Below are 14,673 nucleotides of genomic sequence, written 5' to 3' on the forward strand. Positions count from 1 at the left end.
ACGGACAGGCGTTACGGGCTGCGGCGGTAGCGGGCCTGGCCGGCCACATAACTGGCCACCAGGTTGCGTTCGTCGGAGAGAGTGATCCAGGCAAAGACCTTTTCATGGAGCTCGCGCGCCAGGGACAGACGGTGCTCGGCCACCGAGCCGTGCGCCCAGTCCCAGACGCACACATCGGCCAGTGTATCCACGCCGAAATGCCCGATTTCCTCCGACAAACCCAGGGCATGGGCCGCCCCTCGTGTGGCGGCATGCAGACCGCACCATGCGGTCAGGCGTTGACCGTTCAGGGCCTGCACCTTGTAGCCGTCCGCCAGGGTGCGCTGGGTGGAGAGCGAGGTCCCGCCGCCCACGTCGCTGGCCACGCTCAGGCGCACCCCGGCAGCCTCGGCACGCGGCCAGTCGAAGAGGCCGCTGCCCAGGAACAGGTTGGAGCTGGGGCAGTGGGCGATTTGCGCGCCGGTCCGGGCCAGCACCGCATGGTCTTCATCGTCCAGCCAGATGCCGTGGGCAAGGACCGAGCGGGGATGCAGCAGGCCGACGCGGTCGTAGACGTCCAGGTAGCTGCGGGCGTCGGGGAAGAGCTTGGCGACCCAGTCCACTTCGCTGCGGTTCTCGGCCACATGGGTCTGCATGTAGAGCGACGGATCCTGCTGGCAGAGACGCCCAGCCATGGCCAGTTGTTCCGGCGTGCTGGTGGGGGCGAAACGCACCGTCACCGCATAGGCCAGGCGCTCACGGCGGTGGTGGCGCTCGATCAGCTCCCGGCAGTCCCGCTCGGCCTGGGTCACGTCGTCGCGCAGGCCGTCCGGCGCGTGGCGGTCCATCAGCACCTTGCCGGTGATCAGGCGCATGCCGCGTCGGGCCGCTGCCTCGAAGAGCGCGTCCGCCGAGACCTTGTGCACCGTGGGGTAGACCACCGCCGCAGTGGTGCCGTGCGCCAGCAGCGCATCCAGGAAGCGCTCGGCGCCGGCCTGGGCGACGACCGGGTCGGCATATCGTCCCTCGGCGGGGAAGGTGTAGGTGTTGAGCCAGTCGAGCAGTTCGGTGCCGTAGGAGGCAATGACATCCAGCTGCGGGCTGTGGACGTGGGTGTCGATGAAGCCGGGCAGGATCAGACGGCCGCGATGGTCCTCGCGCTGCCAGCCCTCGCCCGGGTCCTCTGCAGCGACGCCAACCACCCGGCCCTGGTCCACCAGCAGCCAGTGGTCGGGACGAAATCGCACGGCCGGGTCGTCCACGCGGCCCCAGGCGGGGGTACCGGTGAAGTCGAGCAGGTCGCCGCGCAGGGCGAGGCGGTCGGCAGTGGCGGAGATTGCGGTCATGGTCTCGGACGGGGATCGGTAGACAGGGGAAAGCGACGAGGCAGGCTGGAAAGCAGGGATCAGTATTGGGATCGGGGATCGGGGATCGAAAGTCGGGAGTCGGGAGTCGGCGAATGGATCAGCATCGAAGGTTTCGCAACTGCGCCATTCCGCCTGGAATCAGCCGGGTTTCACCAACTCTTTGGCGACATCCCTCACCTGCTCCCGCAACCACCGCAGCGGCGCGCTCTGGTGACTGACGTCATGCCAGAGCTGGTAATAGGTCATCGGCGGGAAGGCCACAGGGCAACGCAGGATGGTGACCGGCAAGGTGTTCAGGAAACGCCGGCAGAACAGTCGTCCGGTGGTGAGCACCAGCAAGCTGCGCGCCACCATCTCCGGCAACTGCCCGAAGTGGGCCCCCCGCACCGCAATGCGGCGCTCCAGGCCCAGCGACAGCAGATGCTGGTCAATGACGCCCGGCTGGCCGGGACTCAGCGGCATCGGCGCCAGATGCTGGCAGTCCAGGTAGCGCTGCTGGGTCCAGGAACGGGCGGCCATGCGGGCGGCAGGATGCTGCTGGCTGACCAGGCAGACGACCTCGTCGGTCAGCAGCCGTCCCATGTGCAGCTCGCCAGGAGGCTCCAGCCAGTTGCCGACGACCAGATCGACCTCACCGCGTGCCAGGGCAGCGCGGTAGTCGTAGTCGGCGGTCAGGGGCTGCAGGTCCAGCTGGATGCCTGGCGCCAGCCGCTGGAGACGGGCTACCAGCTGGGGAAGGAACAGGGGGTCCAGGTAGTCGCTGGCGGCGATGCGGTAGCGGAGTTCGGCGGTGGCGGGGTCGAAGCCGCTGCGGCGCAGGCGGGTACCGAACAGCTCGTCCGCCTCCCGCAGCAGGCGCTCAGCAGGAGCGAGCAGGTCCAGGGCCACCGTGGTCGGCGTCATGCCGCCACCGTTGCGCACCAGCAGCGGGTCGCCGGTCAGCGCACGCAGGCGCCGCAGCTTCTCGCTCACAGCGGGCTGCGTGCTGCCAAGCCGCAAGGCGGCTTTGGAGACACTCCGTTCGACGATCAAGGTTTGCAGGACCCGCACCAGTTGGAGCTCGATCTTGTCGAAATCCAGCGCGCCCGTCATATTGGATTTCGCATACTGTCCATGCGGCAGATCCTATAACCATTTTCTGATCGGAGGAGTAACGTACGGGGATCATGACCGCTGCCCGCCCCATCCGTTTTGTCCACCGAGGAGCCATTCAGTCGGTGTCCGGGCTGCCGCCCACGACCACCGTGCTGCAGTACCTGCGGGACCATGCCCATCAATGCGGCACCAAGGAAGGTTGTGCGGAGGGAGACTGCGGCGCCTGCACTGTGGTGGTGGGGGAGCTTTCAGCCGATGGCGAGGCGGTCGAGCTGCGCAACGTGAATGCCTGCATCCAGTTCCTGCCGATGCTGGACGGCCAGGCGCTGTTGACCGTCGAAGACCTGGGCGGCAGTCAGGACCTGCATCCGGTGCAGCAGGCGCTGGTGAGCTGCCACGCCTCGCAATGCGGGTTCTGTACGCCGGGTTTCGCGATGACGCTGCAGGCCTTGTATGAGCGGCATCAGGGAGATGGCACCCGGCCGAGCCGGCAGCAGCTGGCGGATGACCTGTCCGGGAATCTCTGCCGCTGTACCGGCTACCGGCCCCTGCTGGACGCAGGGGAACGGATGTTCGACCTGCCGGTGAGGCGGCTGGATCGTGCGCCGCTGGTGGCGTCGCTGAAGACGCTGGCAACAGATGCCCCGCTGACCTTCGAGAGTCCCGCGCGGGATGGACCGATGCAGCGGGTGCATGCACCGCAGACGATCGAGGCGCTCGCGGCGCTGCGGGAAGCCTTGCCGCAGGCGCGGCTGGTGGCCGGTGCGACCGACGTGGGCCTGTGGGTGAACAAGCAGCATCGGGATCTGGGCGACATCATTCTGGTGGGCCGCGTGGCGGCGCTTCGAAAGATCACCAGCGAGAACGGTGTGCTGCGCATCGGCGCTGCTGCGTTGCTGGAAGACGCGTGGCGGGCGCTGACGGCGGCCGTGCCCGAGCTGCGGGAAGTGTGGCTGAGGTTTGCCTCGCCGCCGGTGCGGCATGCGGGCACGCTGGGGGGCAACATTGCCAACGGCTCGCCGATCGGGGATGGCGCACCGGTGCTGATGGCGCTGGATGCCGAGGTGGTGCTGCGTAAAGGCGCGCGGCAACGCAGGATGCCGCTGGCTGCCTTCTATCTGGATTACATGAAGAACGCCATGGAGGCGGGAGAGTTCCTGGAGGCGATGGAAGTTCCACTGAGTTCGGGCGTCGCTGGCTGTTCTGCGGGTGAAGCGGGTGTTGCGGGCGTCGCGGGTGCTGCGGGTGCTGCGGGTGCTGCATCATCCTCCGCGCTGCGGCGCCTGCGGGCCTACAAGATGTCCAAGCGCTACGACAGCGACATCTCGGCGCTCTGCGCCGTCATGGCGGTCACCGTCGAGAACGGACTTGTGCAGCAAGTGCGACTGGCCTTCGGCGGCATGGCGGCCATCGTCAAGCGGGCCGCTGCGACCGAGACTGCATTGCTGGGCCAGCCGTGGAACGAGGCCACCGTGACGGCCGCTGCGCAGGCTCTATCCAAGGACTTCCAGCCGCTGACCGACCTGCGCGCCAGCGCCGATTACCGACTCCGTGTCGCCGCCAACCTGCTGCGCCGGTTCTGGCTGGAGACGCGGGACGATGCACCGCTCCCTCCGCAAGCGGTGAGCGTATGGCGAATGAGCTCCCACGGCCTCGTCTCGGCACCGCTCGCCACCGCTGCGCCTGCACCAACTGCGGCCGGGGCCGGGGCCGGTGCCGGTGCCGCGACCTCCCCCTCCGGAGCACAGCCATGAACAAAGCGCTCGATCTCCCGGTGCCGGAGCTGGGCGCCAAGTCGCAGTCGCAGTCGCAGTCGCAATCGCCGTCGCAGTCGCAGTCGCAGTCGCAACAACAACCACAACCGCAAGTCGGCGTGAGCCGCGCACATGAATCCGCCCATCTGCATGTGAGCGGCGAAGCGGTCTACACCGATGACATCGCCGAAGTGCGAGGCACCCTGCATGCCGCGCTGGGACTGTCGCCCGTGGCGCATGGCCGGCTGCTCTCGATCGACGTGGACCAGTTGCGTCGTCAGCCCGGGGTGGTGGCGGTGATCACCGCTGTAGACCTCCCCGGTGAGAACAACTGCGGCCCCCTGCTGCACGACGACCCGCTGCTGGCCGACGGCGAGCTGCGTTATCTCGGTCAGCCGGTGTTTGCGGTGATTGCAACCGACCGCGAGCTGGCGCGACGTGCCGCCGCCCTGGCGCGTACGGTCATCCAGGCGGAGGCCTTGCCGCCGGTGCTCACGGCGCGGGAAGCGCATGCGCTGGGCCAGTACGTCGTGCCGCCGATGCATCTCCAGCGCGGCGATGCCGCCGCGGCCCTGGCGCAAGCGCCACACCGGCTGGACGGCGAATGGTCGGTCGGCGGGCAGGAGCAGTTTTACCTGGAAGGCCAGATCAGTTATGCGCTGCCCCAGGAAGATCAGGGGCTGCTGGTGTATTGCTCCACGCAGCATCCCTCCGAGATGCAACTGCTCGTGGCCCATGCCCTGGGCGGCCTGGCCCATCAGGTGACGGTGCAGTGCCGGCGCATGGGCGGTGGCTTTGGCGGCAAGGAATCGCAGTCTGCGCTGTTCGCCTGCATCGCCGCGGTCGCGGCGGCCCGGCTGCGTGTGCCGGTGAAGCTGCGGGTGGATCGGGACGACGACTTCCTCGTCACCGGTCGCCGGCACGGATTTGATTACCGCTGGACGGTGGGCTTCGATGATGAAGGCCATCTGCTGGCGGCCGACATCGACCTGATCTCCAACTGCGGCCACAGCGCCGACCTCTCCGCCCCGGTGATGACCCGGGCCCTCTGCCATTTCGACAATGCCTACTGGCTGCCGAATGTGAGCATGCATGGCTATTGCGCACGGACGAATACTCAGAGCAACACGGCCTTCCGGGGTTTTGGGGGGCCGCAGGGTGCGCTGGCGATCGAGATGATTCTGGATGGCGTGGCGCGACGGCTGGGGCTGGACCCGCTGGTGGTGCGGCAGCGCAATTTCTATCGGGACGGGCAGTCGGTGACGCCCTACGGTCAGACGGTGGAAGACAACCTGCTGCAGCCGCTGACCGATCGTCTGATCAGCACCAGCGACTATCACGCGCGCCGACAGGAGATTGCGGCCTTCAACGCCGGCAGTCCGGTGCTCAAGCGTGGGCTCGCCCTCACGCCGCTGAAGTTCGGCATCTCCTTCAATGTGGTGCACCTCAACCAGGCCGGGGCGCTGGTGCATGTCTACACCGACGGCTCGGTGCTGGTGAATCACGGCGGCACCGAGATGGGCCAGGGGCTCAATACCAAGGTGGCGCAGGTGGTGGCGCAGGCGCTGGGGGTGCCGCTGGCCCGGGTGCGCACGAGCGCGACCGACACCAGCAAGGTAGCCAACACCTCGGCCACGGCGGCGTCGACCGGGGCCGATCTGAACGGCAAGGCCGCGCAGGATGCCGCGTTGCGGATCCGGAAGCGGCTGGAGCCGTTGGCTGCACAGCTGCTGGGATGTGATCCGGCAGCGCTGGTCTTTGAAGCGGGATGGGTCCATGTGAGAACGCCTGAGGACGCTGACGCTGTCCCGGCGCCTGACGGCACGAGATCGCGCATCGCCTTCAGCGAGCTGGTGGCCAAGGCGTATCTGGCGCGCATTCAGCTGTGGAGTGAAGGCTTCTATGCCACGCCGGGCCTGCATTGGGACCGAAGCACCCTGACCGGCAAGCCGTTTTTCTATTTCGCCTTCGGCGCCGCCGTGGCCGAGGTGGTGGTGGACACCCTCACTGGCGAATCGCGGGTGCTGCGGGCGGATGTGCTGCACGATGTGGGTCAGTCGCTCAATCCGGCCTTGGACATCGGTCAGGTGGAGGGCGCGTTTGTGCAGGGCCAGGGGTGGCTGACGACCGAGGAGCTGGTGTGGCATCCCAAGACCGGGATGCTGCTGACCCACGCGCCGAGCACCTACAAGATCCCGACCGCCAACGATATGCCGGTGGACTTCCGGGTGGCGCTGTTCGACGCACCGAATCGGGCGGACAGCATCCACCGATCCAAGGCGGTCGGGGAACCGCCCCTGCTGCTGCCGTTCTCGGTGCTGCTGGCCATCAAGGATGCCGTGGCCGCCGCCGGGCCGGCGCGTTGCGACCCACCGCTGCGGGCGCCCGCCACGGCGGAAGCGATCCTGGCGGCGGTCGAGGCCGTTCAGGGGGCGTCGTCAGCGGCTTGCGAGCAGCGGCTAAGGGCTTAGGGCTTAGGGCTAAGGGCTAAGGGCTAAGGGCTAAGGGCTAAGGGCGGCTGGCAGATTGCAGACGGCGGGCGTTCAGAGTCGCCCAGGACAGCCGGTCAGTGCAGCATCAGGTCCACGTCCTGACCCGGATCGCCGGCACCCTCCAGTCGCAGCCGCAGGAAGTCCAGATCCAGATGCAGGTGCTCGACCAGGTCCGGCACGGCGATCTGCACCGCCTTGACCGGGTCGATCTGCTGATCAGCCGCGTCGGCCAGCACTTCGGCCAGATGCAACACCGCCGCCAGCAATGAGAACGGCCGGATGTCCAGCGGCGCATTGGCGTCCTTGAACGCCTCCACCAGATCGGCCGGGAAATGCCAGTGCTGCGCCAGCGCGGCCGTTACATCGGCATGGGTGCAGGCGAAGCGGTGCATCTCCAGGGAGAAGCGGCTGCCCGGCTCGGTGGCATGGGCTTCGACCTCGGCGATCTGCGCCGGCTCTCGCATGGCCATGAGCAACTGCCCGCTTCGAAGCATCAGGCCGGCGAGGTAGGCCGTGTCGGCATCGCCCTGCAACAGCTTGCACAAGAGGCGGGCGTAGCCAGCAGTGCGCACGCTGTGGCGCCAGAATCGCTGGCGGTCCAGGCCCTGCACCTGCGGGAAGCTGCCGCTGAGGCTCGCCGCCATCGCCAGATTGCGAAGGGTTTCCAGGCCCAGGGCCATGGCGGCGTCCTGCAGCGTGGCAATGGTGTGGGACGGGCTGTAACGCGCGGAATTGGCCAGGCGCATCACCTTGGCGGACAAGGTCGAATCCTTGCCGATGAGATCCGCGATCTGGGTGAGGGTGACGTTGTCGTCATCCAGACTCAACAGCAATCGTCGGCCGATTTCCGGCATGACGGGCAGATTGCCATGCCCACTGAAGAACCGTTCCGCACTCGAGTTCATCGCCATGACCGCCCCTGGAGGGTTGTTCGTGGCGACTGAGTCTATGCCGGTCTGGCGGCGGCGGCTAGAGCCGGTGAAGGGCTCGGTGGGGGTGTTGCGGCGGGCGGCCTGATGCGCTTGTGGTTTGGCGGTCAGACGTCACGGGGAGCGGGGATCCCTGCGGCTGGCGTTGTCATGGGCCCGTTATGCATCGCCCGCCAGGCGTATAAGCGCGACCCGGTCGAGCAGGGTGAGGTGGTAACCGTCGATCTGCACAAGGCTGCGTTTTTCGAGCTGGCGCATCATGCGGGAGAAGGTCTCGGGGGAGATGGCCAACTGGGCGGCTACATCGCGTTTGCGCTCCTGCATCCGGAACTGGGTGTGAGGACCCGCACGGCGCATGAGCCAGGCGGCAACCCGGCTGAGGGCGTCTTTGGAGAGGACCTCGTGGAGGTCGCTGTTGCAGAGCTGGACCTGGCCGGCCATGGACTGGAGCAGCGCCAGGGCGGGGGCGCTGCGGGTCTGGAGAAACTCGCGGGCGAGGTGGAGCGGCCATTCCAGGACCACGGTGGGGGTGGTCAGCGCGCAGGCGTCCAGGTCATGGGCGGCGCCGAGCCAGGCGGTGTGAAGGTCCAGCCACTGGCCCTCATGCACGGTGCGGCGAAGCTGGAAGCTCTGCATGAGCGCGTCGGCCCGGCCCTGACGATTGCGGCCCAGGCCCGCGGAGCCCTGGCACACGGCATAGAGATGGGTGGCGATCTTTCCCTGCCGGAAAATGGCCGCGCCCTGGGGGAAGGTGCGCAAGCCAACGAGGCTGTTGAGCAGTTGACGGGCGTCTTCGGGGAGTTCAAGTCCGCTGAAGAGCGAAGGCCAGCGGATAAAGCGGTTGGCCAGGGAGGAAGAGACGATGCTCTCGCCCGTCGGCCGCGAAAGCGGCGGCAGGTGCGCACCGACGCCAGCATCATGGGCCGGGGGAACCGGATCATTGAACCAGGTGTCGAGGTGAGGCACGATGCAGGCAGCGGCAGCAGTGGCGGAAACTGCACTGTGGCCTGGGGAGGCGGGAAGGACTTTGCGGCAGGTCAACAACTGGTGAGGGTGTTCTTCGGTTGTTGCGCCTGTGGGTGAGGGCGGTGTCCTGGCAGGTGTCCTGGATAGTGTCTTGGGCGGTGTCTTGGCTGGTGGACTGCGCTGGAAGGCACGGAGCCGGGCACCTTTTGCTCCATGTCATTCCTGTCCGGCTACGCCGGCCATTCCCTTCTTTACTTCCGCAAAAGGCCCCCGGCTCCGCACCTTCCGACACCCTGCACGCCCACGATTCGTGCACTGCATCAGGCAGTGCCCGTCATCGCGGCAAACGCCGCATGCCACGCCCTACCCCATCAAGACCGGAAACCCTTCGCAGTAGCTCAGCAGTGCGCAACGACGCAAGAACGAGCCTGGCTCGGCAAGTCCCGACACACCCTCAGCGAATCAGCAGCGCCCGGAAATCATTGACGTTCGTTTGCGTCGGACCGGTCACGAGCAGGTCCCCCAACGCCTCGAAGAACGCATAGCCATTGTTGGCCGCCAGCAGTTCCGCCGGCTTGAGTCCCAGCGCCCGTGCACGCGCCAAACTGTCCGGGGTGATGAAGCCCCCGGCGTTGTCCTCGACACCATCAATGCCGTCGGTGTCCGCCGCCAGGGCCCAGATGGTGGGCTCAGCCTGCAGGGCCAGCACGCAGCCCATCAGGAATTCACCCGCACGGCCCCCACGCCCCGGATTGGGCTTGAGGGTGACCGTGGTTTCACCGCCAGACAGAATCACGCAGGGCCGCTGGAAGGGCTGGTTGTGGCGGGCGACCTCGCGCGCCAGCGCCGCATGGACCCGTCCCACGTCACGGGATTCGCCTTCGATTTCGTCGGAGAGCACATAGGCCGGCAGGCCCATCTGGCGTGCGGCTTGAGCCGCAGCTTCCAGGCTCTGCCGAGGCGCCGCGATGATGTGGTGTTCGTGCCCTTGGAATCGCGGGTCGCCGGGCTTGGGTGTTTCCCAATCCCCTCGCGCCAGCGCCTGCCGGGCGATCTCGGGTAGCTCGATGCCGTAGCGGCGGCAGATGTCCAGCGCATCGGCACAGGTGGTGGCATCCGGCACCGTGGGACCGGATGCAATGATGGCCGGGTCGTCCCCCGGGACATCAGAAATCATGAGGGTCAGCACACGGGCGGGTGCACATGCCGCGGCCAGCCGCCCGCCCTTGATGGCGGAGAGGTGCTTGCGGACGCAGTTCATCTCCTGGATCGGCGCGCCGCTCGCCAGCAGCGCCCGGTTGACCGCCTGCTTGTCGGCGAGCGTGAGGCCCGGAGCCGGCAGGCTCAGCAGCGCAGAGCCGCCGCCGGAAATCAGGCAGATGACCAGATCATCTTCGGTGAGGCGGGCCTCCTGGACCATCGCCAGCATGCGGGCCGCAGCCCGCTCTCCCGCAGCGTCCGGGACCGGATGCGAAGCTTCGACCAGTTCAATGCGCTCCGGACGGTAATCCGGCGGGATGTGCCCGTAGCGCGTGATGACCAGGCCGGACAACGGCGCTGCAGCAGGCCATGCCGCTTCCAGCGCCTGGGCCATCGAGCCGCCCGCCTTGCCCGCGCCCAGCACCAGGGTCCGGCCCTTGGGTGGCGGCGGCAGGTGACCCGCGAGGATCTTGCCCGGCAGGGCCCGCTCCACCGCCACCTGATAGAGGTGGCGCAGGAAGGCGCGCGGGTCTTGGAGAGCGGTGTCTGCTTGCATCGCGGTCGTCCGTCCGATCAGCCCAGTTCGTGGTTGCCCAGCAGTTCCACTGCGCGCACCAGGGCGGAGTGGTCGAGCTGATCCCAGCCCTGGGCGGCGCAGGCCTGCATCAGCTGCGCCGTGTTGGCGGTGTTGGGCAGCGAGAGGCTCAGCGCCTTGGCACTTTGCAGCGCCAGGTTCAGGTCCTTCTGATGCAGGCCGATCCGGAAGCCGGGGTTGAAGGTGCGCTTGATCATGCGCTCGCCATGCACTTCCAGAATGCGGCTGGCAGCAAAACCGCCCATCAGCGCCTCGCGCACCTTGGCCGGATCCGCGCCCGCCTTGGAAGCAAAGACCAGCGCTTCGCTGACCGCCGCAATGTTCAGTGCGACGATGATCTGGTTGGCCACCTTGGTGGTCTGGCCCGCGCCGACACCGCCCACCAGCGTGATGTTCTTGCCCATCAGCGCAAACAGCGGCTGCACGCGCTCGAAGGTCTCAGGCTTGCCGCCCACCATGATGCTCAGCGTGCCCGCCTTGGCGCCCACTTCGCCGCCAGAGACCGGCGCATCCAGCCATTCGGCGCCCAGCGCTTCGATGCGTGCGGCGAAGTCCTTCGTGGCCATCGGGGAGATGGAGCTCATGTCCACCACCGTCTTGCCCTTGGAGAGGCCCTCCGCCACGCCGTTGGCACCGAAGAGCACCAGCTCGACGTCCGGCGTGTCCGGCACCATGGTGAAGATGACGTCGGCCTTGCGGGCGACTTCTGCGGCGCTCGACAGCACGGTGACGCCTGCGGCCACGAGGTCCGCCGGCACGTCGCTGCGGGTGTTGACGAACAGCGTGTGGCCGCCCTGCGCCAGGCGCAGTGCCATGGGCGCACCCATGATGCCCAGGCCGATGAAACCGATGTTGATGCTCATGACTTCTCCTTCAAAACGCGGGTTCGGAATCGATTCACAGATACTTGTCGCGCAGGGCCTGCGTGGCGCCGCGGAAGACGCCCAGGTCGCTGCCCACCGCCACCATCGTGGCGCCCATCTCGATGTAGCGGCGCGCATCGGCCTCCACGGGCGCCAGAATACCCACCGCCTTGCCCAGGCCCTTGACGGCCTTGAAGACACCGGCCATGGCCGCCTGCACATCCGGATGGCCCGGGTTGCCCAGGTGGCCATAACCGGCCGCCAGGTCCGAGGGGCCGATGAAGATGGCGTCCACGCCTTCCACCGCCGCGATCTCCGCGACAGCGGCGACGCCGGCCGGGCTTTCGATCTGCAGGCTGACGCTGATCTGCTCGTTGACGCCCTGGAAGTAGCCCGGGATGGTGCCGTAGCGGTTGTTGCGCTGAGACACGGAGACGCCGCGGATGCCCTGCGGCGGATAACGGGTGGCGGCCACCGCCATGCGGGCCTGATCGACGGTTTCGACGAAGGGCACGAGGAAGTTGGAGAAGCCGGCATCCAGCAGACGTTTGATCTCCACCACATTGTTGCTGGACGGACGCACCACCGGCGCGCTGACGCTGTCCTTCAGCGCCATCAGCTGCGGCACGAAGCTCACGACATCATTGGGCGAATGCTCGCCATCCAGCAGGAGCCAGTCAAAGCCCGCCACCCCCAGCACTTCCGTCGTGATGGGATTGGCCAGCGAACACCAGCACCCGATGAGTTGTTCACCCGCCGTCAGCCGCTGGCGGAAGGTGTTGGGAAAGCTGCTGTAGGGGGTGGTGGGCGTGGGCATGAAAAGGCTCCAGGAAATCAATCGAGAGGCCGGGTAGTGAGCCCGGCAGTGAGTGCAGCGGTCTATGCAGTGGTCAGTCCAGCTGTCAGTCCAGCTTGATGCCGCTCTTGGCCACGACACCCGCCCAGTTCTGACGCTCCTTGGCGAAGAAGGCGTTGAACTCGGTGGGGTTCATCGTGTTGACCTCGGCCCCTTGGGAGGCGAGGCGGGCGCGCAGGTCCGGCGAGCGGATGATGCGGACGAGTTCTGCGGACAGCTTGTTCACCGCGTCGGCCGGCAGGCTCTTGGGCGCCAGAATGCCTTGCCAGGTGCCGGACTCGAAGCCCGGTGCGCCCTGCTCCGCAATCGTCGGCACATTGGGCAGCAGCGGCACGCGGGTGGCCTTGCTGACGCCCAGCACCTTGAGCTTGCCGTTCTGCACAAACGGGAGCGTGGCCAGCATGCCGTTCATCAGCACCTGGGTCTGACCGGCGATGGTGTCGGTGACCGCCTGCGAGCCGCCCTTGTACGGGATGTATTCCCACTTGGCGCCGGTGGCTGCAGCCACGGCAAAGCCGGCCAGATGGGGAGCGCTGCCCATGGCGGTGACGGCAAAGTCGATCTTGGTGGTCTTCGACAGGGCCACCAATTCCTTGAGGTTGTTGGCCGGCACCGAGGGGTGGACCACCAGCATGTGCGGGCTGTAGGCCAGCATCGCCACGCCCTTCAGGTCCTTGGACGGATCGAAGGACAGCTTGGTGTAGAGCGAGGGGCTGATGGCCAGGGCGGTGACGTCGCACATCAGCAGCGTGTGGTCGTCGGTGGCCTTGGCCACTGCATCCGCGCCGAGGTTGCCGCTGGCGCCGGGCTTGTTGTCGATGATGATGGTCTGCTTCAGCGCCTCGGCGAGCATCGGCTGGATGGCGCGGGCGATGATGTCGGACGAGCCACCGGGTGTGTAGGGCACGATGATGCGCACCGGCCGCGTCGGCCAGGCTTGCGCCCAGGCCCCGGTGGTGACCAGGCTCAGGGCGGTGGCGGCGGTGGCCGTGGCCAACAGGGTGAGCGCGCGTCGGCGGGCTTTCATGGCATTCATGGACATGTCTCTCTCCAAGGGGTGGAAGGTCATTACCGGGCGGCGGGATCTGGCGATCTCCTGGAGGACTCTCGAATGGAGCGCGCCGGCGCAGTGACGATGGATGCAGGGAATGGGGCGCGCCGCGGGTCCGGGGACCGGTGGCGCGGGCGAAGGTCAACGCACCATGCAGGGCCGCTTCGGGTCGAAGCGCCAGCCGGGGATGAGGAACTGCATGGCCATGGCGTCGTCGCGGGCGCCGAGGCCGTGCTGAAGGTACAGCTGATGGGCGGCTTCGACGGCCTCCATGTTGAGGGTGACGCCGAGGCCGGGGGCCTGGGGCACGGCCACTTCACCGCCGACGATGCGCAGCGGATCGTGGGTGAGGTGTTGGCCGTCCTGCCAGATCCAGTGGGTATCGATGGCGGTGAGGCGGCCGGGCGCGGCGGCGGCGGCGTGGGTGAACATCGCCAGCGACACGTCGAAGTGATTGTTGGAGTGGGAGCCCCAGGTCAGCCCGAAGTCGCGGCAGGTCTGGGCCACGCGGACGGCGCCGGACATCGTCCAGAAGTGCGGATCCGCCAAAGGAATGTCGACCGACTGCAGGGCCAGCGAATGGGTCATCTGACGCCAGTCGGTGGCGACCATGTTGGTGGCGGTGGGCAGGCCGGTGGCGCGGCGGAATTCGGCCATGACCTCGCGGCCGGAGAAGCCATCTTCAGCGCCGCAGGGATCTTCGGCATAAGCGAGCACCGAGCCCAGGTCGCGCAGCAGGCGGATGGCGTCTTTCAGCAGCCAGCCGCCATTGGGATCGAGGGTGATGCGGGCATCCGGGAAGCGTGCCTTGAGGGCGCGGATGGCTTCGACTTCGGCTTCCCCGGCCAGCACGCCGCCTTTGAGCTTGAAGTCCTTGAAGCCATAGCGGGCCTGGGCTGCTTCGGCCTGTGCCACGATGCTGTCGGGCGTCATGGCGGTTTGATGGCGTTGCGAGAGCCACGGATCGCTGCCGGTCTCGTCTTCCGGATTCAGGTAGGGCAGATTCGTGCGCGTGCGATCGCCCACAAAGAACAGATAGCCCAGCATGGGCACGTTGCTGCGTTGCTGCCCTTCGCCGAGCAATTCGCAGATGGGCACCCCGAGATGCTGACCAAGCAGGTCGAGCAGAGCGCATTCGACGGCGGTGAGCACGTGGATGGTGGTGCGCAGATCGAAGGTCTGCAGACCGCGCCCGCCGACGTCGAGGTTCTGGAAGCGAGCGCGGATCTCGGAGAGCAGGGCATTCCAGCGGGCGACGGGTTGTCCGATCAGCAGCGCGCCGGCTTCTTCAAGGGTTTTGCGAATGGATTCCCCACCGGGAATTTCCGCGACGCCCACGTGACCTGCGTTGTCTTCCAGGATCAGCAGATTGCGGGTGAAAAAAGGCGCGTGGGCACCGCTGAGGTTCATCAGCATGCCGTCGCGCCCGGCGACCGGAATGGCCCGTGCCGATTTGACCAAAGGACTTGTCATACACACTCCGATATCACAACGCTCACTCCCACTTCCGACAAAGGACGGCCGCT

The 14,673-nt window shown here is 67.2% G+C and carries 11 protein-coding genes; 2 read left to right on the forward strand and 9 right to left on the reverse strand.

Features of this window, described 5'->3' with window-relative positions; translation table 11 throughout:
* Positions 1–11 precede the first annotated feature (11 nt).
* Both guaD and FHS28_RS12365 read right to left on the reverse strand, forming a co-directional pair.
* Positions 12–1,325 (reverse strand): guanine deaminase, encoded by a 1,314-nt coding sequence (gene guaD, locus FHS28_RS12360; RefSeq protein WP_088450861.1) that lies wholly within the window; start codon positions 1,323–1,325, stop codon positions 12–14.
* A gap of 159 nt (positions 1,326–1,484) precedes the next feature.
* On the reverse strand, positions 1,485–2,438 hold the full coding sequence (locus tag FHS28_RS12365) for a LysR family transcriptional regulator (RefSeq protein ID WP_088450863.1): 954 nt from the start codon (positions 2,436–2,438) through the stop codon (positions 1,485–1,487).
* A gap of 74 nt (positions 2,439–2,512) precedes the next feature.
* Here FHS28_RS12365 and xdhA point away from each other — a divergent pair, with 74 nt between their 5' ends.
* Both xdhA and xdhB read left to right on the forward strand, forming a co-directional pair.
* On the forward strand, positions 2,513–4,195 hold the full coding sequence (gene xdhA, locus FHS28_RS12370; RefSeq protein WP_088450865.1) for a xanthine dehydrogenase small subunit: 1,683 nt from the start codon (positions 2,513–2,515) through the stop codon (positions 4,193–4,195).
* Positions 4,192–6,666, forward strand: a complete 2,475-nt coding sequence (gene xdhB / locus FHS28_RS12375; protein ID WP_088450867.1) for a xanthine dehydrogenase molybdopterin binding subunit — start codon at positions 4,192–4,194, stop codon at positions 6,664–6,666. The genes xdhA and xdhB overlap by 4 nt, the downstream gene beginning before the upstream one ends.
* Before the next feature lie 95 nt (positions 6,667–6,761).
* Here the strand turns inward: xdhB and FHS28_RS12380 are convergent, their stop codons facing one another.
* From FHS28_RS12380 to FHS28_RS12410, 7 genes are all read right to left on the reverse strand, one after another.
* A complete protein-coding gene (locus tag FHS28_RS12380) occupies positions 6,762–7,598 on the reverse strand; it encodes an HDOD domain-containing protein (RefSeq protein WP_088450869.1) in 837 nt (278 codons plus the stop codon).
* A gap of 177 nt (positions 7,599–7,775) precedes the next feature.
* The gene (locus FHS28_RS24610) at positions 7,776–8,582 is read right to left on the reverse strand and encodes a Crp/Fnr family transcriptional regulator (protein WP_088450871.1); all 807 of its coding nucleotides are present in this window, start codon (positions 8,580–8,582) and stop codon (positions 7,776–7,778) included.
* A gap of 454 nt (positions 8,583–9,036) precedes the next feature.
* Complete coding sequence (locus tag FHS28_RS12390; protein ID WP_088450873.1) at positions 9,037–10,338, reverse strand: glycerate kinase type-2 family protein; 1,302 nt, start codon at positions 10,336–10,338, stop codon at positions 9,037–9,039.
* Between the two features lie 17 nt (positions 10,339–10,355).
* The gene (gene glxR / locus FHS28_RS12395; protein ID WP_088450875.1) at positions 10,356–11,240 is read right to left on the reverse strand and encodes a 2-hydroxy-3-oxopropionate reductase; all 885 of its coding nucleotides are present in this window, start codon (positions 11,238–11,240) and stop codon (positions 10,356–10,358) included.
* A 34-nt stretch (positions 11,241–11,274) separates the two neighbouring features.
* On the reverse strand, positions 11,275–12,057 hold the full coding sequence (garL, locus tag FHS28_RS12400; protein WP_088450877.1) for a 2-dehydro-3-deoxyglucarate aldolase: 783 nt from the start codon (positions 12,055–12,057) through the stop codon (positions 11,275–11,277).
* Positions 12,058–12,142: 85 nt separating this feature from the next.
* Entirely contained in the window at positions 12,143–13,138 is a 996-nt protein-coding gene (locus FHS28_RS12405) for a Bug family tripartite tricarboxylate transporter substrate binding protein (RefSeq protein WP_375140743.1), read from the reverse strand.
* Positions 13,139–13,288: 150 nt separating this feature from the next.
* Positions 13,289–14,620 (reverse strand): enolase C-terminal domain-like protein, encoded by a 1,332-nt coding sequence (locus tag FHS28_RS12410; protein WP_088450879.1) that lies wholly within the window; start codon positions 14,618–14,620, stop codon positions 13,289–13,291.
* Between the last annotated feature and the right edge of the window lie 53 nt (positions 14,621–14,673).

Origin of the sequence: Roseateles terrae (assembly GCF_014192155.1) — a bacterium.
In the GTDB taxonomy this organism is placed as follows: domain Bacteria; phylum Pseudomonadota; class Gammaproteobacteria; order Burkholderiales; family Burkholderiaceae_C; genus Roseateles; species Roseateles terrae.